The 22546-nt window shown below is 41.1% G+C and carries 22 protein-coding genes and 1 riboswitch; of the genes, 16 read left to right on the forward strand and 6 right to left on the reverse strand.

From position 1 onward, the window contains the following. Positions 1–29: 29 nt before the first annotated feature. Together ACF8D3_RS00510 and ACF8D3_RS00515 are read right to left on the reverse strand one after the other, a co-directional pair. Positions 30–380: an arsenate reductase gene (locus tag ACF8D3_RS00510; protein ID WP_004878086.1), complete on the reverse strand. Its 351-nt coding sequence runs from the start codon at positions 378–380 to the stop codon at positions 30–32. A 432-nt stretch (positions 381–812) separates the two neighbouring features. Then, complete coding sequence (locus tag ACF8D3_RS00515; protein WP_392469515.1) at positions 813–1637, reverse strand: exodeoxyribonuclease III; 825 nt, start codon at positions 1635–1637, stop codon at positions 813–815. A 41-nt stretch (positions 1638–1678) separates the two neighbouring features. Here ACF8D3_RS00515 and pyrE point away from each other — a divergent pair, with 41 nt between their 5' ends. Continuing rightward, entirely contained in the window at positions 1679–2329 is a 651-nt protein-coding gene (gene pyrE, locus ACF8D3_RS00520; protein ID WP_061393106.1) for an orotate phosphoribosyltransferase, read from the forward strand. 227 nt (positions 2330–2556) lie between these two features. Further along, positions 2557–3480: a LysR family transcriptional regulator gene (locus ACF8D3_RS00525; RefSeq protein WP_061393105.1), complete on the forward strand. Its 924-nt coding sequence runs from the start codon at positions 2557–2559 to the stop codon at positions 3478–3480. On the opposite strand, the gene ACF8D3_RS00530 is transcribed toward ACF8D3_RS00525, so the two are convergent. The 3 genes from ACF8D3_RS00530 to ACF8D3_RS00540 all read right to left on the reverse strand — a co-directional run bounded on the left by ACF8D3_RS00530 (position 3430) and on the right by ACF8D3_RS00540 (position 4808). Continuing rightward, positions 3430–4038 (reverse strand): LysE family translocator, encoded by a 609-nt coding sequence (locus tag ACF8D3_RS00530; protein WP_061393104.1) that lies wholly within the window; start codon positions 4036–4038, stop codon positions 3430–3432. The two genes, ACF8D3_RS00525 and ACF8D3_RS00530, sit on opposite strands and share 51 nt — an antisense overlap. Positions 4039–4166: 128 nt before the next feature. After that, positions 4167–4355, reverse strand: coding sequence for a DUF3565 domain-containing protein (locus ACF8D3_RS00535; protein ID WP_392469517.1), 189 nt, complete (start codon positions 4353–4355; stop codon positions 4167–4169). Next, on the reverse strand, positions 4356–4808 hold the full coding sequence (locus ACF8D3_RS00540) for a MarR family winged helix-turn-helix transcriptional regulator (protein WP_018679364.1): 453 nt from the start codon (positions 4806–4808) through the stop codon (positions 4356–4358). Between the two features lie 179 nt (positions 4809–4987). On the opposite strand from ACF8D3_RS00540, the gene ACF8D3_RS00545 reads away from it, so the two are divergent. The 9 genes from ACF8D3_RS00545 (at position 4988) to lpxC (ending at position 14987) form a co-directional block, all read left to right on the forward strand. Beyond that, positions 4988–5470 (forward strand): glutathione peroxidase, encoded by a 483-nt coding sequence (locus ACF8D3_RS00545; RefSeq protein WP_392469519.1) that lies wholly within the window; start codon positions 4988–4990, stop codon positions 5468–5470. Between the two features lie 223 nt (positions 5471–5693). Beyond that, a complete protein-coding gene (gshB, locus tag ACF8D3_RS00550) occupies positions 5694–6638 on the forward strand; it encodes a glutathione synthase (protein ID WP_392469520.1) in 945 nt (314 codons plus the stop codon). A gap of 228 nt (positions 6639–6866) precedes the next feature. Further along, a complete protein-coding gene (gene murG, locus ACF8D3_RS00555) occupies positions 6867–7964 on the forward strand; it encodes an undecaprenyldiphospho-muramoylpentapeptide beta-N-acetylglucosaminyltransferase (RefSeq protein WP_023012686.1) in 1098 nt (365 codons plus the stop codon). Between the two features lie 13 nt (positions 7965–7977). After that, the gene (gene murC / locus ACF8D3_RS00560) at positions 7978–9423 is read left to right on the forward strand and encodes a UDP-N-acetylmuramate--L-alanine ligase (protein ID WP_392469522.1); all 1446 of its coding nucleotides are present in this window, start codon (positions 7978–7980) and stop codon (positions 9421–9423) included. 87 nt (positions 9424–9510) lie between these two features. After that, entirely contained in the window at positions 9511–10437 is a 927-nt protein-coding gene (locus tag ACF8D3_RS00565) for a D-alanine--D-alanine ligase (protein WP_007481378.1), read from the forward strand. Positions 10438–10442: 5 nt separating this feature from the next. Further along, entirely contained in the window at positions 10443–11300 is an 858-nt protein-coding gene (locus ACF8D3_RS00570; RefSeq protein WP_019385622.1) for a cell division protein FtsQ/DivIB, read from the forward strand. Positions 11301–11362: 62 nt separating this feature from the next. Next, entirely contained in the window at positions 11363–12625 is a 1263-nt protein-coding gene (gene ftsA, locus ACF8D3_RS00575; RefSeq protein WP_007481376.1) for a cell division protein FtsA, read from the forward strand. A 166-nt stretch (positions 12626–12791) separates the two neighbouring features. After that, positions 12792–13973 carry a cell division protein FtsZ gene (gene ftsZ, locus ACF8D3_RS00580; RefSeq protein WP_007481374.1) on the forward strand — a complete coding sequence of 394 codons (1182 nt, stop codon included), beginning with the start codon at positions 12792–12794 and terminating at the stop codon, positions 13971–13973. A 111-nt stretch (positions 13974–14084) separates the two neighbouring features. Beyond that, a complete protein-coding gene (gene lpxC, locus ACF8D3_RS00585; protein WP_392469524.1) occupies positions 14085–14987 on the forward strand; it encodes a UDP-3-O-acyl-N-acetylglucosamine deacetylase in 903 nt (300 codons plus the stop codon). A 97-nt stretch (positions 14988–15084) separates the two neighbouring features. On the opposite strand, the gene ACF8D3_RS00590 is transcribed toward lpxC, so the two are convergent. Further along, entirely contained in the window at positions 15085–15525 is a 441-nt protein-coding gene (locus tag ACF8D3_RS00590; RefSeq protein WP_004878056.1) for a DciA family protein, read from the reverse strand. Positions 15526–15632: 107 nt separating this feature from the next. Here ACF8D3_RS00590 and ACF8D3_RS00595 point away from each other — a divergent pair, with 107 nt between their 5' ends. From ACF8D3_RS00595 to ACF8D3_RS00615, 5 genes are all read left to right on the forward strand, one after another. Beyond that, a complete protein-coding gene (locus ACF8D3_RS00595) occupies positions 15633–16334 on the forward strand; it encodes a M23 family metallopeptidase (RefSeq protein ID WP_007481372.1) in 702 nt (233 codons plus the stop codon). 202 nt (positions 16335–16536) lie between these two features. Then, on the forward strand, positions 16537–19254 hold the full coding sequence (gene aceE / locus ACF8D3_RS00600; protein WP_392469526.1) for a pyruvate dehydrogenase (acetyl-transferring), homodimeric type: 2718 nt from the start codon (positions 16537–16539) through the stop codon (positions 19252–19254). Positions 19255–19256: 2 nt separating this feature from the next. Then, positions 19257–21221, forward strand: coding sequence for a 2-oxo acid dehydrogenase subunit E2 (locus tag ACF8D3_RS00605; RefSeq protein WP_392469528.1), 1965 nt, complete (start codon positions 19257–19259; stop codon positions 21219–21221). Positions 21222–21355: 134 nt separating this feature from the next. Continuing rightward, on the forward strand, positions 21356–21643 hold the full coding sequence (locus tag ACF8D3_RS00610) for a hypothetical protein (protein WP_392469529.1): 288 nt from the start codon (positions 21356–21358) through the stop codon (positions 21641–21643). A 34-nt stretch (positions 21644–21677) separates the two neighbouring features. Further along, positions 21678–21815, forward strand: a riboswitch (yybP-ykoY riboswitch). A gap of 83 nt (positions 21816–21898) precedes the next feature. Then, on the forward strand, positions 21899–22477 hold the full coding sequence (locus tag ACF8D3_RS00615) for a TMEM165/GDT1 family protein (RefSeq protein WP_007481364.1): 579 nt from the start codon (positions 21899–21901) through the stop codon (positions 22475–22477). Positions 22478–22546 lie beyond the last annotated feature (69 nt).

Here is a 22546-nt window from a genome sequence, read left to right on the forward strand (position 1 = left end):
AGCTCGGTTTTTTTATCTTTATATTCAGCTTAGGCTGATAATGCCTCATAGCTCGCCTCATCAAAGCCAATCACAAAACCTTGTGGTGTTTGTAATACAGGACGTTTGATTAGGCTTGGCTGCGACATAAGCGTTTCAATGAGGTTCTGTTCATTGCTGGTAGCGTGAGCTTGCTCATCTGCTGTTAGTTTACGCCATGTTGTGCCCTTTTTATTCAGAACTTTGTCAGCGCCAATCTCTTTTAACCAAACTGCTAAAGTGTCTGCATCAATGCCTTGCTTTTTATAATCATGAAATTCGTAGTTGATGCCTTTTGCCTGCAATGCATCAAAGGCTTTTTTCATTGAATTACAATTTTTAATACCATAAATTTTAAACATGCGAAAACCACAGAAAATAACAAAAAGATATGCCCAAAGCCTAACGTAAAAAGGCTGCGCTGTGCCAGTTGAAATTTTTTATTCAGTTGATCGATGAAAGAGATAAAAGGGGTGACCAAATTGATCAGTTGAATTGAATAAAAATGCGATGGATAAAGTCAGTAAAAAATATTTAGTATCTAAAAAAGAGAAAACCCGCATTTAATCTTCCTGATCATGCGGGTCTCATTTCAACGTCCAATGTCTCATCCTTGCAAATAAACTTAAACTAAGTTTATTTTTCCTTCCTACGGCGTCCTATCCCTTTGTGGTCATCCTGACCGCTTCCCTGTGCCGTGGTGCTATAATGCCGTTACAGGGGGTAAATAAAAATACACAAAAAACGACACGGGATGTAAGCTAAAGAAGCGGTCAAAGTGAACACTTGTTCACTTATTCGTGTATTTTATAGTCGATAATCACAGGTGCATGGTCACTAAACCATTGTTCTTTATAGACCCATGCGTTTGCGGTACGCGATTTCCAGTCCGGTGAGCAAGCATGGTAGTCGATACGCCAACCTACATTTTTCGCACGCGCTTGACCACGATTTGACCACCATGAATACAATTCAGATTCAGGTCGTACCTCACGGAAGGTGTCGACATAGCCTAACTCATCATAAATGTGGTCGAGCCATGCACGTTCATGCGGCAAAACACCTGATGACTTCTGGTTGCCTGACCAGTTTTTAATATCGATACGCTTATGTACGATATTGTAGTCACCACACACAATGATTGATTTATTTTCATCTCGCCATTTTTTTAGTATTTCCGCATATTCTTGTAGAAATAAATCTTTGCGTGCTTGTGCTTCGTCACCACTTGAACCTGATGGCAAGTATAAAGAAGCAATATGAACAGGATGTGACAGACCTAAATCAAATTCTGCAGTAACAAAACGACCTTGAGAGTCCGCAAGTTCAAAACCTAAACCATCTTTGACTGAGACAAAGGGCAAGCGGCTATAAATCGCCGTACCTGCATAACCTGCACGTTCAGCAGGGAAAAGGTGAGTGTACCAACCTTCAGGTTTAAATTTATCGGTCCATTGTTCGTGGGTAATGCGGCTTTCTTGCATACATACGACATCCGCATCGGACTGTTCTAACCATTCGAGTAGACCTTTGGTTACTGATGAACGTAGCCCATTTACGTTAATTGAAACGACTCGAAGAATTTTTACATCACTTGGATAGCTATCCTTTGGTATCATACGTCTGTTTAACCTCAATTGAAGAATTTGGAGCACCTTATATGACAACGCCTGTGTCATTTCATCCGCAAGCTTTTATCGAACTCGCATTATCACGTGGTGTGCTTAAATTTGGTGAGTTTACCTTAAAATCAGGTCGTGTCAGTCCTTATTTCTTTAACGCAGGTTTGCTCAATGATGGCGAAGCGTTGTCTTTGTTAGCACAAGGTTATGCCGATAAATTGGTTCAGTGTGAAAACGTTGGTGTGATTTTTGGTCCTGCATACAAAGGTATTCCTTTTGTCGCGGCGACTGCGGTGGCGTTGTCTCAAGTACATGGCAAGAGCGTTCCTTGGGGTTTTAATCGTAAAGAAGCTAAAGATCATGGGGAAGGTGGTGTGTTGGTGGGTGCATCGGTTGCAGGTCAAAAAGTTTGGATCATTGATGATGTGATCACTGCGGGGACTGCGATTCGCGAAGTTGTGACCATCTTAAAAAATGCAGGTGCGACGATTGCGGGGGTATTGGTTGCGTTAGATCGTCAAGAACGTGGTCAAGGTGAACTTTCTGCGATTCAGGAAGTACAAAAAGAACTCGAAATCCCTGTGCATGCTTTAATCACGATGAAAGATTTGATGGATTATTTGGATGCAAAAGGCGAGAAAGAAGCTTTAGCAAATATGCAGGCGTATCGTGAAAAATATGGCATCTAAATTTTAAGCGTAAGAGAAAAGGAAGCGAAAGCTTCCTTTTTTTGTTGAGTTAATAGATTATTGTAAATAATGTTTAAAAATAAGCGTGAAAACTGAAAAAGCCGTTATAGTGCGCTGAATCCTAGGGCGGCTTAATTTAAGATATTGATACTTATAGAAAGATTTTAAACATTTTTTATAAAACTTATTATGTCGATTTTAGATATTCTTTAATATTATGGTATGAAATGATTGAAGACATTAGATACTTAATAGTTTTTGCTAAGATTGCTGAAATAGGTTCCATTAGTAAAGGGGCTAAAGCGCTTGGCTTATCTAGTGCAACAGCTAGTCAACACCTTACAAAATTAGAAAAAAATTTGGGGTGTGCATTGTTCTATCGAAATACTAGAAAAATAACTCTAACTCATGATGGAGAAAAACTTTTAGAAACAGCTAAATCTATATTAGAAACTTATGAGCAAGGTATCAACGACTTAAGAAAAAGTTCAATAATTAGAAGTAAAAAGTTAAATATATCAATTCCTGCTATTTTTATTCACGGGAGTTTTATGAAACATATAACAGATTTCATAAAAGATTTTCCTGATTTAATAATAAATATTACTTGTGATGATGAAAAAAATGACCTTGTTTTTGAAAATATAGACGTGGCTTTTAGAATAGGAGAGCCTTTGGATAGCTCGCTAAAATCTAAGTATTTATTTGATATACCTAGAAGTATTGTTGCGACAAAAAACTATCTTAAAACTCATGAAGAGCCACAAACTCCATATGATTTGGAAACAATGAGCTGGATTGGTTTAAGTATGCGCCCACATTCAAGAATATTGAGAAACAAAAATAATGCCGATGAAGTAAAAATTACTTATAATCCAAGTGTTTGTGTAAATAACGTGGAAGCATCTTATCAGCTAGCAAAACTTGATGTTGGCTTGGCTGCTCCTCCTAATTATTTAATTAAAAATGACATTATTAGTGGAGATATTGTAAAAGTTTTACCTCAATGGGAATTACAACCTTTAAACGTATATGCTATTTGGCAAGCTAATTTACCTATCAATAGTATTGCCTATTTGTTAATTAATAAAATTTATAGTTCATTTGAAAGTAAAAATACTAAATATCATATATATAGAAATGAATATTAAAGAAAAGCCCATCAACTTATTGAATAGTAAGATACGCTTACTATTACTCAATATCATAGTTAACTTTTCCCCTAAAGCTCCCCATAAGGCTAAAGATAAATAACAAATTAGAAAGTAAATACAGATAAAAACTATGAATGGAGTGTTAGTGTTTGGAGCTGAAAATAAAGCAGCTCCTGAAGCACACGCTATCCATGCTTTAGGATTTAACCATTGTAATAGGAATCCATCTAAGAAATTAGGTATCGAATTATTATGATGGATTTCAATTTTTGGTTTTGATGATAGTATTTTATAGCCTATATAGATAATAAAAATGGATCCTAAAAACTCTAATGACTTAAAGATGATAGGGTAAGTATTTATAATTTTAGAAAAGCCGAATCCTACACATATTAAAAGTAATATAAATCCAATAGTAGCTCCCGATATGAAAGGAAATGCTTTAATAAAACCATGATTTAGGCTAGTTGATAGTATTGTTATATTTACTGGACCAGGGGAAATAGACATGCTCAAAGAAAACATGAACATGCTTAAAATTACTGCTAATGACATCTTGAATATAATCTATATATATTTTTAGGTAGCTAAAGATTACAATCATAAGACATATAGAATTAGCCTATTTTTATCAAAAACAGTTTTAGAAATTTTTCACATTTAACATAAATCTCTAATGCGAATTACTTATCTTCGCACTTCTTACATTCCAAAATCACACCTAATTTTTCTTTACGCCCTAGTTTAGTTAAAACCCAAGGGCGATTTTGCCACGGTGGGTCGTGGCGCACATGTTGCGTATGACCACAAGCGAGATCAGCAACCCAATGATTCTCATCATCGAGATGAAATCCAACAATCGCTTGTTGCATTTATTCACTCAAACTTTCGAGTTTAGAATCCTCCAAACCCTTTAAAAAACGATGGCATAGATTATGAATCGCCACCAAATCATTTGGATCAACACCCAAAGAGCAGGCGAGTTTAAACGGAATTAAAGTAATTTCATCTTTTGCAGACAGTGCTTTTTCCAGCAAGATCACCTTTTTCATACGCTCATCTTCTTTGACCGCAACGCGCTTTAAGAACTGCTTTTCTTCAAGTTTTTTAATAATTGGCGTCAGCGTTCCCGAATCAAAAAAGGTCTTTTGACCAATTTCGGACAAAGTCACATTGTCTTTTTCATACAAAGCCAACAGTACGATAAATTGCGGATAGGTCAGGTCGTATTCCTGAAGCAAGGGACGATATTGACGAATCATCGCATTGGTCGCGGAATACATCGCAAAACACACTTGATTATCTAAGTAAGAAAATTCAGTCATGCTCTGCTCCTCAACATCATCTTTGCGAAATCACAGTATAGTTTGATTAATAGCAAAAGTATATTGTGCATAATTAACTTGTGCACAATATAATTGTGTGCAATATTAATCTGCGTAGCTGAACAAATAAACAAAGCTATTAGGCAAATAAGATTGATTGAATCAGAGCGAGATGTTGTATGACCACAATTTATGATTTTCAGGCTGAACTTTTAGAAGGTGAGCAAAAGAACTTTGCGGACTATCAAGGCAAAGTTTTATTGGTAGTGAACACTGCAAGTCAATGTGGCTTAACCCCACAGTTCGAGGGACTTGAGAAGCTATATCAGGACTATCAACAACAAGGTTTAGTGATTTTAGGTTTTCCATGTAACCAGTTTGCTAACCAAGATCCATCAAGCAATGAAGAAATTGGCAGCTTCTGTCAGCGCAACTATGGCGTATCATTTCCAATGTTTGCCAAAGTTGATGTGAATGGCTCAAATGCACATCCGATTTATAAATATCTCACTTCAGAAGCCAAAGGTATTTTAGGTAGTGAAAGCATCAAATGGAATTTCACCAAGTTTTTGATTAACCAAAATGGTGAAGTGATTAAACGTTATTCTCCAACAACCAAACCTGAAAAAATTGTCAAAGATATTGAAAAACTTTTGGCTTAATTCGATGTTGAAATTGAATGTTGCACGAATTACTGGTGATGGATTCATTTGCCAGTAATTTTTTAATTTTTATCACTCAGAAAATCGTCTATTTAAATAAATCGAATCTAGTGATTTGAATAAATTAGAATTTTTTAGATTTAATAATTACATAACTTGTTTAAACATCATCCTTAAACTTCGCTATACTTTTTGCCAAGATTAAAAATACGAGCGTCAAATTATGCGTGTACTTGTAGTGATGGACCCAATTGAAACGGTGAATCTCAAGAAAGATTCAACCATGGCAATGTTATGGGCGGCAAGCCGTCGTGGGCATGAATTGGGTTATGCATTACAACACGATTTATATATTGATCAAGGCAAAGCCTTTGGTTTGATTTCGCCGCTTAAAGTCTTTGAAGATTACGATCATTATTATGAGTTGGGTGACAAGCAAAAAGAATCATTGGCTGATTACGATATGGTATTGATGCGCAAAGACCCACCATTCGACATGAACTTTGTCTATACCACTTATATTTTAGAGCAAGCCGAACGTGAAGGCGCATGGATTATTAACAAACCACAATCGCTACGTGACTGTAATGAAAAGCTGTTCGCAACCCAGTTCCCAGAGTTACAAGTACCCACTTTGGTCACGTCTCAACAAAGCCTAATTCGTGAATTTATCAAAGAACATGGTGATGTGATTGTGAAACCACTTGATGGTATGGGCGGGATGGGGATTTTCCGCTTGTATCAAGATGGGGTAAACATTGGTTCGACTTTGGAAATGCTCACTGAAATGGGCACACGTCCAATCATGGCACAACGTTATATTCCTGAAATCGTGGAAGGTGATAAACGCATTTTGATGGTCAATGGCGAGCCGATTCCATATTGCTTGGCGCGAATTCCACAAAATGGTGAAGTGCGTGGAAACTTGGCGGCAGGTGGCTTGGGTCAAGCACGTCCATTGACTGAAAATGATAAATTAATTGCTGCAAAAGTGGGTCCTTTTTTACGTGAAAAAGGTTTGGTCTTTGTTGGTTTGGATGTGATCGGTAACTATGTGACTGAAATTAACGTGACTAGTCCAACCTGTATTCGTGAGATTGATGCCCAGTTTGGAACTTCGATTGCAGATGATTTATTTAATGTGTTAGAAGCAGGTCGCTCAAGCTAAATAAGAATCATTATTTGACCGAATTGCCCGTTTAAATTTGTACCAAATTGACAAGCAAATGGGCAATTGGATATCGACAGAACCTTGTTTTTAACAAAGAATCGAAAAAAGCACTGCTTTCTGTTGTAAACAAGTGAAATTCGCTTTTCGTGAATGAAGCTTTAGGATTAAAATAACTCCCGAAAACAATAGACGATAACCTTCTTTTTTGAGTTGAAGAATTAGACCGTGACCAATTCACCACAGAACAAACCCAAACATGTCATGATGATGGCCGCTGGTACAGGTGGGCATGTTTTTCCTGCGCTTGCTGTTGCCAAACAACTGCAACAAGAAGGCTGCCAAGTGTCTTGGTTAGCGACGCCTACAGGAATGGAAAATCGGTTACTCAAAGATCAAAATATTCCGATTTATCAGATTGATATCCAAGGTGTGCGTGGCAATGGTTTATTACGTAAACTGAGTGCACCCTTTAAAATTTTAAAAGCCACTTTAAGCGCGATGCGCTATATGAAACAACTCAAGATTGATGCTGTTGCTGGCTTTGGTGGTTATGTTGCAGGGCCGGGTGGTTTAGCTGCACGTTTATTGGGTATCCCTGTATTGATCCATGAACAAAATGCTGTCGCAGGATTTACCAATACCCAACTGGCACGTGTCGCAACAACAGTTTGTCAGGCTTTTCCAAATACTTTCGCAAATAGTGATAAAGTCGTGACCACAGGCAACCCTGTGCGCGCGGAAATCACTGCGATTTTAAATCCATCTTGGCGTTATCAAACGCGTGAACAAGCGCAGTTGCCGTTGAATATTTTGATTGTAGGCGGTTCATTAGGCGCTCAAGCGCTCAATGAGCGTTTGCCAGAAGCTCTGAAAAAGGTCAATTTGCCACTGAATGTTTTTCATCAATGTGGTCAAAATCAGCAAGAGATTACGCGTGAACGTTATCAGGGTGCATCTGCAAATTTAAATATTCAGGTTGAGCCATTTATTCACGATATGGCAAAGGCCTATAGTGAAGCAGATTTAATTATTTGTCGTGCTGGTGCTTTGACGGTGACAGAGGTTGCAACAGCAGGTTTAGCCGCAGTGTTTGTACCTTTGCCGATTGCCGTAGACGATCATCAAACTGCAAATGCAAAATTCCTTGCCAATGTCGGCGCTGCAAAGATTTGCCAACAAGCAGAAATGACACCCGCTGTTTTAGATGAGTTGTTAGCCACATTATTAAATCGCCAACTGCTCTCTGAAATGGCAATCAAAGCACGCCAACAAGCACAACCGAATGCAACTCAGCATGTGGTTGATCTGATTAAAAAATTGTAATTCGAGTTTATCTATGTCTCCAACGAATCCAAACCAAGCCAAAAAGCTGATCAAAGTGCCTGAAATGCGCCGTATTAAACATATCCACTTTGTTGGTATTGGTGGTGCGGGGATGTGTGGTATTGCCGAAGTATTAAGTAACCAAGGTTATAAAGTTTCAGGTTCTGATATTAAAGCGTCAAAAACCACATCTCAGCTTGAAGCAAATGGTATTAAAGTATTTATTGGACACTCTGCTGACAATATTAAAAATGCCAATGTACTGGTTGTTTCAACGGCAATTGACCCTGAAAACCCAGAAATTAAAGCCGCCATCGAACAACGTACGCCAATCGTGCGTCGTGCAGAAATGTTGGGTGAGTTAATGCGCTACCGTCATGGTATTGCAGTTGCGGGAACGCATGGTAAAACTACGACCACAAGTTTACTAACAACCATGTTGGCAGAAGAAAACCTTGATCCAACTTATGTAATCGGTGGTTTGCTGAATAGTACAGGTGTCAACGCTGCATTGGGTGAGAGTCGTTTTATCGTGGCTGAAGCGGATGAATCAGATGCTTCTTTCTTGTATTTGCAACCGATGGCTGCGATTGTGACCAATATCGATGCAGATCACATGGATACCTATGAAGGTAGCTTTGATAAATTAAAAGATACTTTTATTCAATTCTTACATAACTTGCCATTCTATGGTTTGGCCGTAGTGTGTGGTGATGATGCCAATATCCGTGAAATCTTGCCGCGTGTAGGTCGTCCAGTATTGACCTATGGTTTTGATGAAGGCAATGACATTCGTGCGGTCGATGTTGAACAAGAAGGCATGCGTTCGCACTTTACGGTATTGCGTAAAGATCGTGAGCCATTACGTGTCACGATTAATCAACCGGGTTTACACAATGTCCTAAATGCACTTGCTGCGATTGGTGTTGCGACAGATGAGGGTGTTTCTGATGGTGCGATTTGCCGTGCTTTAGCAGGCTTTAGCGGTGTTGGTCGTCGTTTCCAAGTTCAGGGTGAATTTGAAGTCGGCGAAGGCTTAGTGAAATTAGTCGATGACTATGGTCACCATCCAAAAGAAGTTGAAGCAACAATTAAGGCAGCGCGAGCAAGCCATCCAGATCGTCGTTTGGTCATGATGTTCCAGCCACACCGTTTTAGCCGTACTCGTGACTGTTTCGATGACTTTGTCGATGTGTTATCGCAAGTCGATCAGCTATTATTGCTTGAGGTATATCCTGCGGGCGAAAAACCGATTGTGGGTGCGGATAGTCGAGCATTGGCACGCAGTATTCGTCTACGTGGTCAGGTTGAACCGATTCTTGTTGATCCAGTTGAAGGCAATTTGCCAAGTGTTTTACAAAAAGTGTTACAAGCGAATGACCTGTTATTAACACAAGGCGCAGGTAACGTTGGTGCAATTTCGGTAGAATTGGCTCAGCATCGCTTGTATGCCGAATAGTTTTAGAAAATCTCTCCCAATCTTCCTTTAATGAATAGGGAATAGGGGGAGATTTAGAGAATTTAGAAAAGTTTTAAGGATATAAACGTGTCAAATGCTGCAAAATTCGGCAAAGTTGCCGTGTTATTGGGTGGGAAGTCGGCTGAACGTGCTGTTTCGTTGGACAGCGGTCAAGCCGTATTAGAAGCATTATTGCGCTCGGGTGTGCAAGCAGAAGCATTTGACCCTCAAGATCGTAGCGTGACAGAGCTGGTTGCTTATGACCGTGCTTTTATCGTATTACATGGTCGTGGTGGTGAAGATGGCCAAATCCAAGGTGTCTTGGAATGGTTGAACCTACCTTATACAGGAACAGGTGTGCAAGGTTCTGCGATTGGTATGGACAAAGTCAAAACCAAACAAATCTGGCAGGGCAGTGATTTACCAACAGCGCCGTACCGTATTATTACCAAAGAAACTGATTTAGATTCAGTGATTGCCGATCTTGGTCTACCTGTGATTATCAAACCTGTTCACGAAGGCTCAAGTGTGGGCATGAGCAAGGTTGAGAAAGCAGAAGATTTTGCTGCTGCGATTGCTAAAGCGACCGCACATGATGCTGTGGTTATGGCAGAAAAATGGATCACAGGGCGTGAATTTACGATCTCATTTTTAAATGGTCAGCCCTTGCCAGTCATTCGTTTACAACCACCAGCAGATGTTGCTTTCTATGATTATGAAGCAAAATATCAACGTAATGATGTCGAATATGGTATTCCTTGCGGCTTGAGTGACGCTGAAGAGAAAAACTTGCAAGCATTGTGTCTACGTGCATTCCAAGCAGTGGGTGCAGAAGGCTGGGGGCGTATCGACGCGATGCAGGATGAACAAGGGAATTTCTGGTTATTAGAAGTAAATACTGTACCAGGTATGACCAGTCATTCTTTGGTACCGAAGGCAGCACAAGCAGTTGGTTATAGTTTTGATGAGCTTTGTGTTGCGATCTTAGAGCAAACATTAACTGAGTCGGTCTAACTTTTATGGCTCAACTTCCTGCATCAATGCGTCGTAAAACACGACCAGCGATTAGCTCGATTCACGAGAAACCGCCTTCGCCAAAACAAAAAATGGTGAATGCGGGCGGCTGGGCATTGTTGATTATTGCATTTGCTGTTCTTGCCATTGGTCTTTATGGTTTATATAAAGTCATGACTGATGCCAAAGTGGCGGAATTGCAGGTGGTTGGCACCCATTCAGATGTTGAGAACCAACAGATGGTTCAACATTTGGATCCAGTGATTAAAGATAACTATTTCACGTCCGATTTAGAACAAATTCGAGATCAAGCATTAAAGGTCTCATGGGTTGATCGAGTGGTTGTATCACGGGCTTGGCCAAATGCAATTCGAGTGCGCGTTATGCCGCGTCATGCAATTGCACGTTGGGGAACAGGGCGCTTGCTCAGTGATAATGGGGATGTATTTAGTGAGGCTGTGTTAACCGCACATCCAAATTTGCCACTTTTACATGGTCCAGTCAGCCAATCCAAAATGATGATGCGTCGCTATAATGAAATTAATCAGCTTTTTCATCCTGCAAATTTGCGTTTAAAAGAGTTGTATTTAACTGAGCGTATGACGTGGTTTATGCAGTTTGATTCTGGCTTGCGCATTATCGTTGATCAGGATCAGACCATGAATAAATTACAACGCTTAAGCCATTTGGCACAAACAGATCTAAAACCTGTATGGTCAAAAATTTCGTCGATTGATTTGCGATATCGGAATGGCTTAGCGATTCAATGGAAAAATGCAGCACCGCCCAAGATTGTGAACGGTCAGTTTGTTGTAACGATTGATGACACAAGCCTTGCAGGTGCAATTCAGGCAAAGCCATAATACGTGGCTTGAAAATAATAGGCAGTGGTCCTAAACAACATTAAAGAAATGGTATTTAAGTAATGAGTGAAGCTGTTCCCTCAGTTGTTGCGATTGATATTGGGACTCATAAAGTCTCAGTTTTGATTGGTAAGATCCATGCACCGGATAAGATCCAAGTCATTGGCATGGCAACTGCTCGCAACCGAGGTATGGTTAAAGGCAAGATTGTCAGTTTAGACAAGGTGATTGCTGCGATCAAAAATGCAGTATCCGAAGCAGAGGATATGGCTGAATGCCGTATTCACAGTGCGTGGGTGTCGATTCCAAGTACAGAATTACAAAGTTTTTATGCTTCAGGACGTACGCCTGTTGCTAACCATGATCATATTATTACAACAAATGAAGTGGTTAGAGCATTAGAATTGGCGAAAGCAAGTCATGTTTCGCCTGATTATTATTTGGCGAGTGCAGTTCCTTTAGGCTTTGAACTTGGTGACTCTGCTGAATGGGTACAAAACCCAGTTAATATGTCTGCACATAGTATGACGGGTCATTATCAGTTAATGATGATGCCTATCAGCACCATGCAAAACCTTGATCGTGCTATGAAAGGCGCTAATATCGGGGTTGAAAAAATGGTGGTGTCTTGCTTGGCAACAGCTGAAGCAAGCCTGCTTAAAGATGAAAAAGAATATGGCGTTTGCCTTGTTGATATTGGTGCAGGTATTACCAATCTCGCTGTGTATTTAGATGGTCGATTAGCTTTAGCGCGTACCCTCGCGCGCGGCGGTGAAAATGTAACGCGTGATATTGCTGCGGTATTGCAGACCACAACTGAAGAAGCTGAGCGCATCAAGATTTTACATGGTTGTGTTGACCTGAGTGTTGTGAAACCAGATCACATGATTCAAGTTCAAGGGATTGATGGTACTCAAACCATCAGTCGTATTGAGCTTGCAGAAATTATTATTGCGCGTTATGAAGAGATCTTTGCATCAATTCGTGAAGAACTAGAGCATAGCGGTGCAATTCACGGTTTATATCATGGGGTGGTTTTAACTGGGGATGCATGTCAGATTGAAGGTATGGTCAATTTGGCACGTCGTATGCTTGGGGTATCTGCACATTTAGGAAATCCACCATTACAGGTTTATGCTGATGATCAACATTTACCAGCATTACGTCGTTCGATGTATGCAACGACGGCTGGATTGTTGATGTTTAGCCAAAGTGATCTACAAGATGCAGTAGAAGAGCCAGAGGAGGCAAGTGATCGTAGTTTTATTGATCGTGTCTCAAATGGCTGGAATGCATTAAACAGTAAGCTGAAGGCGATATTCTAAGTTGTAGGCATTTTGGGGAAAAATTGTTAGGAAGTTGTAATACTAAGTCACTGGACTTGACAAGCTGACGAATATTGAACAGCATCCTAAACATCAGGTGTTTTAAAAATCAAGGCAGTAACGGGCTGAAGTAACTGCCATTTATATATTAGGAAATCTAAAGGTCATGGCCTCATTTGAATTTATAGAAGATGAACTAGACGATGGCAACGGTCAAGCCCGTTTCACAGTATTTGGTGTTGGTGGTGGTGGTGGTAATGCTGTCCAGCACATGGTGCAATCTGATATCCAAGGTGTGAAATTTGTTTGTGCGAACACCGACAAACAAGCTTTAGATAGCATGAATGCGCCATTTAAAATTCAATTAGGCGAACAAAGTACGCGTGGCTTAGGTGCTGGTGCAAACCCAGAAGTGGGTCAAATTGCAGCGGAAGAAAGTCGTGAAGTCATCCGTCAGCACCTTGAAGGTACTGACATGGTATTTGTCACTGCTGGTATGGGCGGTGGTACGGGTACGGGTGCGGCACCCGTAGTTGCTGAAGTTGCCAAAGAAATGGGTATTTTGACTGTTGGTGTGGTGACAACACCATTCAATTTTGAAGGTCGCCGTCGTCAAAAGTCTGCAGAAAAAGGTATTGATGCTTTAGAAGCACATGTTGACTCGCTTATCATCATTCCGAACCAGCGCTTACTCAGTGTTTATGGCGATATTTCAATGAAAGATGCCTATAAAAAGGCAGATGATGTATTGCTCAATGCGGTACGCAGTATCTTTGACTTGGTTGTAAACCGCGGTCATATTAACCTTGACTTCGCAGATTTGAAAACTGCAATGAGTACTCGTGGTTACGCAATGATGGGTGCTGGTTTAGGTCGTGGTGAAGATCGTGCTCGTCAAGCAGCTGAACAAGCGATTCGTAGTCCGTTGCTTGATAACGTCAACATTATCAATGCCAAAGGCGTGTTGATTAATATCACGGGTGGTGATGATATTACCCTACGCGAAACTGAGATCATTACGGATGTCGTTAACCAAATCGTTGATTTGGATGAAGGTGAAATCTTCTACGGTACCGTATTTGATCCTGATGCACGTGATGAACTTCGCGTAACTGTTATAGCGACAGGTTTAACGCGTAATGCAACTGAAGTTGAACATAAGAAACGTACTGTTCCTTCACATCACGCATCAGCTCAAGTTGCACAGCAATCTGTTGATGAAGACGATGTACCAGCGATCAGTAAACGTACAAATACTGAAGCACCAGTTAGCTCTGCACCAAGTTCTACGCCACGTTCGTCTCCGATGAGCATTCAGGACTATCTAAAAAATCAACAGCGTAAATAATAAAATCAACTATTTAGGAAAAGGGGGCAAGTAATTGCCCCCTTTTTTATTTTTTTAAAATGGCAAAATATGCTAAGTTATATCGGTTTTTGCAAATGAAGTTAGCATGGCATGGTGAAACAACGAACTCTAAAACGTGTGGTGAAAGCGAGCGGTATTGGTCTGCACAGTGGTCAAAAAGTGCTGATTAATTTTGTTCCGCATCATATTGATGGAGGAATTGTATTTCGCCGTATCGATCTCAACCCACACGTTGATATCCCTGCCAACGCTTTATTGATTCAAGAAGCTTTTATGTGTTCCAATTTGGTTCGAGAAGACATTAAAGTCGGCACAATTGAGCATGTCATGAGTGCGATAGCTGGTTTAGGCATTGATAATCTCATTGTCGAAGTCTCTGCTTCTGAAGTACCGATCATGGATGGTAGCGCAGGACCATTTATTTACTTACTCATGCAAGGTGAGTTAGCGGAACAAAATGCCCCAAAGAAGTTTATTCGTATTCTTAAGCCTGTCGAAGCTTTGATTGAAGATAAACGTGCGATTTTTACCCCTCATTCAGGTTTTCAACTGAACTTTACTATTGATTTCGACCATCCTGCCTTTGCTAAGGAATACCAGTCTGTCTCCATTGATTTCTCCACTGAAACATTTGTCTATGAAGTCAGTGAGGCGCGTACCTTTGGTTTTATGAAAGATTTGGATTATTTGAAAGCCAATAATCTTGCATTGGGTGCAAGTTTAGAGAATGCAATTGGTGTAGATGATACGGGTGTCGTCAATGAAGAGGGTTTACGCTTTGCTGATGAGTTTGTGCGCCATAAAATTTTAGATGCTGTGGGTGACTTATATTTGCTTGGGCATCAAGTTATTGCCAAGTTTGATGGCTATAAATCTGGACATGCGCTAAATAACCAGCTTTTGCGCAATGTTCAAAACGATCCAAGCAGCTATGAAATTGTAACATTTGTTAACGAGAATGAATGTCCAATTCCATACGTGAGTGTGACATAAGTCATTGTCTTTCAGTGGGTGTGTTATATTATAACAATCTAATCTGAGATTTTTGTCACAAAATTTGTGTACGTTTTCTTACTGTAAAGCTAGGTTATTATTTTTTATTGCTTGCCAAACGTAGTAAAGCTTGGCTAAGCTTAGGGTCGCTCACATATTCAGCGGCACTGCGTAATAGCTCTTGTGTCTCTGATGAAAGTGCTTTAGATGGGGGAGAGGGTTCACGAGAGACTGTGGTTTTGTTTCTCAACCGGACTTGTATTTTTCGTAATTCCTTGAAACCTTCAAGCTGAGCTAACTGCGCAACATAGTGACTTTGTAAATAACTCAGTTGACTGATCATTGCTTGATTTTCACCTGTTATGGTCAAAATACCATGTTGATAACAAACAACCTGCCATTGCTCTGGTTGGGGCAGTAATGGTTGAATAATTTTCGTAAGTTGTTTCCATTGTGTGACTTGCGTAGTGAGAAACGTTAAGTTTCCAGTTTTTATGTGTTGTCCTTTCTGTTGAAAAACGTTGGTAGGTTCAGACATGTTAACTTCCTCAGAGGTTATGTGTTCATCTTAAGCGTTCAGTTCAACTGTTATCAAGGAAGAGATGATAAAGGAACTTTAGTAAGGACGGTTTCAAGAGGTTTTTTATGCATCATACGCGTCGTATTTTACTCGCATTTTCATTGGCTGCGTCAGCTGCTTCGGTTGCTTTTGCAGATTATCAAAATATCAGCCAAACAACGGACACTGACCGTTTAGAACAGTTATCTAAAACCTTAGCTCAAGGTTCTTATAATCACCCAGATGATATTGATCTGCCAGCAGTTTCAAATGTTTCAGTTCAATTACGTGAAAAAACTATCGAATTGAATAACGCGACGATTGAAAAGAAATACGGCCGTTCTGCAATTTCAAGCAAAGACAATGCACCATCATTCTCTGCGAATACAGGTTATTCTTGGTTGGTAAGCCATCCTTTACAAGAAGGTCGTGTAAGTTCTTCTTGGGGTAATCGTACGCTACTTGGTTCAACGCGTCATCATTCAGGTCTTGATCTTGCTGCACCATCAGGCACGCCGATTTATGCGACTGGTCCAGGTGTTGTTACCAAATCAGGTTGGGGTACAGGCTACGGTCAATATGTTGAGATTGATCATGGCAATGGTTACATCACTCGTTATGCACACGCATCTCGTTTAATCGTGAATGCTGGTGATCGCGTAAGCGCTGGTGAGCATATTGCGAATGTTGGATGCACAGGTCGCTGTACAGGTCCGCATTTACACTTTGAAGTTGTAAAAGATGGTCAACGCAAAAATCCTTCACCGTACTTAGCGATGTTGCCATAATATAATTTGTTAACAGTTGTATAGAAATATTAAAAAATCGCCTTTATTGGCGATTTTTTGTATTTTTTGTTTCATTTGGGTCAATGACTATTTAGTGAGAAAATATTAAGGAATTTTGTATTCATTTGGGGCAATACCTTTATGAAGTGAAAACATGATAAATATATAACGTCAAAATAACTTAAGGGAAAAGGTGAATTGTATGGCGTTTTATGGCGACTCAGACGCGCAGGAAACCCAGGAATGGCAAGAAGCATTTGATTCAGTATTACAACATATGGGCACGGAACGCGCTGCATTCTTACTCGAAAAACTGTATCAAAGAGCAATTGCGAAACATGTTCCAATCCAACGCTTAAATACACCTTATCTCAATACCATTTCAGTTGAAGAACAGCCTGCAATGCCAGGTGATCAGGATATGGAGCGTCGTATCCGTGCTTTGATTCGTTGGAATGCACTGGCAATGGTATTGCGTGCGAATAAAACCGGTGATGACTTAGGCGGACACCTTGCAAGCTTCGCATCTTCTGCGACTTTATATGATGTTGGTTTTAACCATTTCTTCCGCGCTGCTTCAGATAACTTCGGCGGCGATATGATTTATTACCAAGGTCATTGCGCCCCTGGTATTTATGCACGTTCTTTCTTAGAAGGTCGTTTAACTGAGGATCAGCTCAATAATTTCCGCCGTGAAGTCGGTGGTAATGGTCTCCCAAGCTATCCACATCCTTATTTAATGCCTGATTATTGGCAGTTCCCAACGGTATCGATGGGTTTAGGCCCTATTATGTCGATTTACCAAGCACACATTCAAAAGTACTTGATGAATCGTGGTTTGATTAAAGAGGAAGATCGTAAAGTCTGGGCATATCTGGGCGATGGTGAGATGGATGAGCCAGAAAGTACGGGTGCAATTTCACTAGCAGGTCGTGAAAAATTAGATAACTTGGTTTGGGTGGTGAACTGTAACTTACAGCGTTTGGATGGTCCAGTACGTGGTAACGGTAAGATCATCCAAGAGCTTGAATCATTGTTCCGTGGCGCAGGTTGGCGTGTGATTAAAGTGGTGTGGGGCCGTCATTGGGATCCATTGCTTGCACAAGACGCTTCAGGCGCTTTAAAAGCGGTCATGGAAGAAACGGTTGATGGTGAGTACCAACGCTATCAAGTGAAAGGTGGTGCATATACCCGTGAGAAATTCTTTGGTAAGTACCCAGAAGCTGCGGAACTTGTAAAAGATTTAAGCGACGAAGACATCGATAATCTTAATCGTGGTGGCCATGATCCGTACAAAGTTTTTGCTGCTTATGCAGAAGCGATGAAAGCCAAAGGCCAACCGACCGTTATTCTTGCGAAAACGGTTAAAGGTTACGGTTTGTCTGAAGAAATTGAAGCGGTGAACAAAACGCACCAAATCAAAAAAATGCAGATCGACTCTTTGAAATATGTACGTGACCGTTTTAATCTGCCATTTACAGATGACAAGTTAGAAGAGCTTCCGTTCTATCGCCCAAGTGAAAACTCTCCAGAAATGAAGTATATAAAGGCGCGTCGTGAAGCATTAGGTGGCTACCTACCTGCACGTCGTAAGGAGAGTGAAACTTTACCGATTCCTGAATTATCTGTATTTGATGCTGTGTTAAATGGTTCAGGTGGTAAAGAGCAATCGACTACGATGCTGATGGTGCGTTTAATTGCTGCTTTACTGAAAGAAAAAGCCATTAAAGATCGCGTAGTTCCAATCGTTCCAGATGAAGCACGTACTTTTGGTCTGGAAGGTATGTTCCGTCAGCTGGGTATTTATGCTGCTCACGGTCAAAAATATACCCCAGAAGACCAAGAACAGTTAATGCATTACCGTGAAGCAAGTGACGGTCACATGTTGCAAGAAGGGATTAACGAAGCAGGTGCGATGAGCGCTTGGGCTGCGTTGGCAACCAGTTATTCAACCAATAACTTGCCAATGATTCCAATGTACATGTACTACTCAATGTTCGGTTTCCAACGTATTGGCGACATTGCATGGGCTGCTGGTGATGCACAGGCACAAGGTTTCTTGTTAGGTGCTACTGCTGGTCGTACCACATTGAACGGTGAAGGTTTGCAGCACCAAGATGGTCATTCACATATCTTAGCGAACACCATTCCAAACTGTGTATCTTATGATCCATGTTTTGGTTATGAATTGGCTGTGATCGTACATGATGGTTTACAACGTATGTATGTGAACCAAGAGCGAGTGTTCTATTACTTAACTGTAATGAACGAAAATTACGAGCATCCTGCAATGCCAGAAGGCGCTGAGGAAGGCATTAAACGTGGTATGTACTTGTTCGAAAAAGATGAAAAAGCAACGGTTCAATTACTTGGTTCAGGTGTCATTCTGCGTGAAGTGATCAAAGCAGCGAAAATCTTACGTGATGAATACCAGATCCACTCAAACGTTTGGAGCGTAACAAGCTTCAATGAGTTGTCACGTGATGGTATGGCATGTGAAGAATACAACCGTTTACACCCACTGACTGAAGAAGTGAAAGAGTCTTGGGTATCTAAACAGTTACGTGGTACAGAAGGTATCGTTGTTTCAGCAACAGACCATATGCGTGCATATAGCGAACAAATCCGTGCATATCTTCCAGATGGTCGTCCATTTGTTGCATTAGGTACAGATGGTTATGGGCGTTCAGATACTCGCGCAAACTTACGTAGTTTCTTTGGTGTTGATGCTGCACATATCGTTGTTGCGACTTTGAAAAAATTAGCTGACGAAGGTGAAGTAGACGCACGTTTAGTCAAAGATGCAATTTCTAACTTTGAGTTAGATACGGATCGTCCAGTGGCTTGGGCGCCACAAGCGCATCCAGAAGTTCAGGCCGTTGCTGAATATCATGAAACACAAACAGGTGAGGGGAAATAATCATGCAAATCCAAGCACCTGATATTGGCGTAGATAAAGCGCTCGTTGCAGAAATCTTGGTCAAAGTAGGCGACCATGTTGCAGTTGACGATAGCCTTCTGGTGTTAGAGTCAGATAAGGCAACGGTCGAAGTACCAAGCACTGCGGTAGGGATCGTAAAAAGTATTCTGGTGAAACAGGGTGATGAAGTTACCGAAGGCGTCGCATTGATCGAACTAGAGTCTGAGACTGCTGCTGAAGCGCCTGCGAATGACGCACCGAAAGCAGAAGCGCCAAAAGCAGAAGCAAAACCTGTCGAAGCTGAAATAAAAGCACAACCAGCTGTCGCCCCAACAGCGACAGCAAGCCAAGTTGTCGATGTAAAAGTTCCAGATATTGGTGTAGAAAAAGCGTTGGTTGCAGAAGTACTGGTCAAAGTTGGTGATCAGATTGAACCTGAACAAAGTATTGTGGTGGTTGAATCGGACAAGGCGACTGTAGAAGTACCAAGCTCGGTTGCTGGGATTGTGGAAGCAATCCAGATTAAAGAAGGCGACAGCATCAAAGAAGGCGTGGTATTGATTCAGGTCAAGACTGAGAGCGCTGCAACGTCATCTGAACCGCAAGCAGCTCCAGCTAAAACAGAAGCGCCAGTCGCAACTAAAGAAGCACCAGTTGCAAGCAATACCTCAACAGGTAATGTCGAAATTGAAGTGCCTGATCTAGGTGTAGAAAAAGCACTTGTTTCAGAAATTTTGGTCAATGTCGGTGATCGCGTTGAAGCTCAACAAAGCCTATGTGTGGTTGAGTCAGATAAAGCGTCTGTTGAAGTGCCAAGTTCAGTGGCGGGGATTGTAAAAGCAATTCATGTCTCTGCCAATCAAGAAGTTCGCCAAGGCATGGCTTTGGCAATGATCGAGGTAAGTGGTCAGGCTGCTGCTCCAGCAGTGCCAAAAGCTCAACCCGCCGCTGCGCCTGCTACGCAAGCAGCACCAGCAAAACCACAGGCAGCAGCGACAGCAGCACCAAGTGCGCCAGCGCCAGCTGAGAAGCTGACCAAAGAGCAAGAAGCAGAAAATGCGAAGGTTTATGCAGGCCCTGCCGTGCGTAAACTGGCGCGTGAATTAGGCGTTGTTCTAGGTCAGGTCAAGGCTTCTGGTGAACATGGTCGTGTGATGAAGGACGATGTTTTTGCATATGTAAAAGCACGTCTCACGACATCACAGCCAGCACCTTCTGCTCAAGCAGCACCAGTAGCTTCGGGCTTACCGAAGTTGCCAGACTTTGGTGCATTTGGTGGTGGTGAAGTGAAAGCAATGACGCGTTTACAGCAAGTGTCTGTACCACAGTTGTCATTGAACAATTTCATTCCGCAAGTCACCCAGTTCGATGTGGCGGATATTACTGAACTCGAAGCGTGGCGTGGTGAACTCAAAGATGGCTTTAAAAAGCAGGGTCTGAGCTTAACAATTTTGGCTTTTATTGCCAAAGCGGTTGCACACTTGCTCAAAGAAGAGCCTTATTTTGCTGGGCATTTGGCCGATGATCAGAAGTCAGTGTTATTGCGTAACGAAATTCATATGGGGATTGCAGTTGCGACTCCAGATGGCTTAACCGTTCCGGTATTACGTAACCCAGATCAAAAATCGATTAAGCAGATTGCGACAGAACTGGCTGAATTGAGCCAGAAAGCACGTGACCGCAAATTGTCGCCGAAAGATTTACAAGGTGCCAACTTTACCATTACCAGCTTGGGTAGTATCGGTGGAACTGCATTCACCCCATTGGTGAATTGGCCACAAGTTGCGATCTTAGGTATTTCGCCTGCAACCATGCAACCAGTATGGAATGGTAAAGACTTTGATCCACGTTTGATGTTGCCATTGTCATTGTCTTATGACCATCGTGTGATTAATGGTGCGGATGCAGCTCGCTTTACCAATAAGCTGACCAAACTGTTGAAAGACATTCGCACATTACTACTGTAAGTGTTTAAATTATATTTGGAATAACCTCGCAAATGCGGGGTTTTCTTTTCAGTGATACATCAAAACTTAAGCTTTATTTGTGGCCAATTTTATTTAGAATAATTCTCAGTATTGAGTTTAAAACAGGAGCAAGGATGTTTGCCATTTATCGAGTGATGCTACCGCTTTTGCTGGTTGTATTTGTAGCGATGGGGGTGTGGGTGAGTTTTTTGCACTTTCCTTGGGAATGGGTAATGTACGCGGTGATGGGTTTAGAAGTATGTGTTGCTACAGTGGTGATGGCTGTTGAATATCAAGCTCAGCATGTAGGAAGTGCGAGCGGTTGGGGAAGTTTTGGTTTTCTTGGCTTGAGTGCCTATTTTGCATTTCTTTTAGGTATATTCCGTTTGCTGTTATGGGGTTATCAAAAATTCTGGGTCTAAAGATTCAAAATGATATCTTTATTTGTTAGAATAGTATCACTTCATTGGGGAGTAGCCGCTCTTTACGCAAAGTAAAGAGGTGATGATCAACATAATTGTTCAACAGAACATGGTCATCATAGCAAAGAACCAAAGCAGCTTAGGCTGTGCTTTTGTTGGCAAGACCTTTGATTTATCACTCTGCATCAATCTATTTGATTTTGGCTAGCAGGAGGGATAAGTCATCGGTATATATGCTAGCCAGAGCATTCAATTATGTATGAATTTCTCATCTCAACTTCAATTGTTGCCCTTGCAGAAATGGGTGATAAAACTCAGCTTCTTGCCTTACTCCTTGCCGCGCGCTTTCGAAAACCTGTTCCAATTTTAATTGCCATTTTACTTGCAACAACCATTAACCATGGTATTTCTGCGGTATTTGGTCAATGGATTACAACTGTATTAAGTCCTGAGATTTTGATCTGGATTCTTGCACTTGGATTCATCGGTATGGCGATTTGGATGCTGATTCCTGATGAGCTTGGAGATGAAACTGAAAGCATTAATAAGTGGCAACGTTTTGGTGTATTCGGTGCGACTTTTATTTTGTTCTTCTTGGCGGAAATCGGTGATAAAACTCAAATCGCAACTGTCGCACTCGCTGCTCGTTTTGACAGTGTGTTTTGGGTGATGTGTGGTACGACTGTGGGGATGATGATTGCCAATGCGCCTGCTGTGTTTATTGGTAATAAGCTTGCTGATCGTTTGCCAATTTCTTTGATTCATAAAATTGGCGCTGCGATTTTCTTAATTGTCGGTGTTTCAACATTGGTTCAGCATTATTTCTTTGCTTAACGGCTGTATCGACGAAATATAAGTTAAATCAATGCCAAGTCTATTTTGATGAAATTCAACGTAGGACTT

The organism is Acinetobacter sp. YQ_14, from assembly GCF_043102985.1.
GTDB lineage: Bacteria > Pseudomonadota > Gammaproteobacteria > Pseudomonadales > Moraxellaceae > Acinetobacter > Acinetobacter venetianus.

What these genes read in the sequence shown, in the direction of transcription:
- ACF8D3_RS00510 (WP_004878086.1), bottom strand. Translation starts at nt 380, where the DNA reads ATGTTTAAAATTTATGGTATTAAAAATTGTAATTCAATGAAAAAAGCC.
- ACF8D3_RS00515 (WP_392469515.1), bottom strand. Translation starts at nt 1,637, where the DNA reads ATGATACCAAAGGATAGCTATCCAAGTGATGTAAAAATTCTTCGAGTC.
- pyrE (WP_061393106.1), top strand. Translation starts at nt 1,679, where the DNA reads ATGACAACGCCTGTGTCATTTCATCCGCAAGCTTTTATCGAACTCGCA.
- ACF8D3_RS00525 (WP_061393105.1), top strand. Translation starts at nt 2,557, where the DNA reads ATGATTGAAGACATTAGATACTTAATAGTTTTTGCTAAGATTGCTGAA.
- ACF8D3_RS00530 (WP_061393104.1), bottom strand. Translation starts at nt 4,038, where the DNA reads ATGTCATTAGCAGTAATTTTAAGCATGTTCATGTTTTCTTTGAGCATG.
- ACF8D3_RS00535 (WP_392469517.1), bottom strand. Translation starts at nt 4,355, where the DNA reads ATGCAACAAGCGATTGTTGGATTTCATCTCGATGATGAGAATCATTGG.
- ACF8D3_RS00540 (WP_018679364.1), bottom strand. Translation starts at nt 4,808, where the DNA reads ATGACTGAATTTTCTTACTTAGATAATCAAGTGTGTTTTGCGATGTAT.
- ACF8D3_RS00545 (WP_392469519.1), top strand. Translation starts at nt 4,988, where the DNA reads ATGACCACAATTTATGATTTTCAGGCTGAACTTTTAGAAGGTGAGCAA.
- gshB (WP_392469520.1), top strand. Translation starts at nt 5,694, where the DNA reads ATGCGTGTACTTGTAGTGATGGACCCAATTGAAACGGTGAATCTCAAG.
- murC (WP_392469522.1), top strand. Translation starts at nt 7,978, where the DNA reads ATGTCTCCAACGAATCCAAACCAAGCCAAAAAGCTGATCAAAGTGCCT.
- ACF8D3_RS00570 (WP_019385622.1), top strand. Translation starts at nt 10,443, where the DNA reads ATGGCTCAACTTCCTGCATCAATGCGTCGTAAAACACGACCAGCGATT.
- ftsA (WP_007481376.1), top strand. Translation starts at nt 11,363, where the DNA reads ATGAGTGAAGCTGTTCCCTCAGTTGTTGCGATTGATATTGGGACTCAT.
- ftsZ (WP_007481374.1), top strand. Translation starts at nt 12,792, where the DNA reads ATGGCCTCATTTGAATTTATAGAAGATGAACTAGACGATGGCAACGGT.
- lpxC (WP_392469524.1), top strand. Translation starts at nt 14,085, where the DNA reads ATGGTGAAACAACGAACTCTAAAACGTGTGGTGAAAGCGAGCGGTATT.
- ACF8D3_RS00590 (WP_004878056.1), bottom strand. Translation starts at nt 15,525, where the DNA reads ATGTCTGAACCTACCAACGTTTTTCAACAGAAAGGACAACACATAAAA.
- ACF8D3_RS00595 (WP_007481372.1), top strand. Translation starts at nt 15,633, where the DNA reads ATGCATCATACGCGTCGTATTTTACTCGCATTTTCATTGGCTGCGTCA.
- aceE (WP_392469526.1), top strand. Translation starts at nt 16,537, where the DNA reads ATGGCGTTTTATGGCGACTCAGACGCGCAGGAAACCCAGGAATGGCAA.
- ACF8D3_RS00605 (WP_392469528.1), top strand. Translation starts at nt 19,257, where the DNA reads ATGCAAATCCAAGCACCTGATATTGGCGTAGATAAAGCGCTCGTTGCA.
- ACF8D3_RS00610 (WP_392469529.1), top strand. Translation starts at nt 21,356, where the DNA reads ATGTTTGCCATTTATCGAGTGATGCTACCGCTTTTGCTGGTTGTATTT.
- ACF8D3_RS00615 (WP_007481364.1), top strand. Translation starts at nt 21,899, where the DNA reads ATGTATGAATTTCTCATCTCAACTTCAATTGTTGCCCTTGCAGAAATG.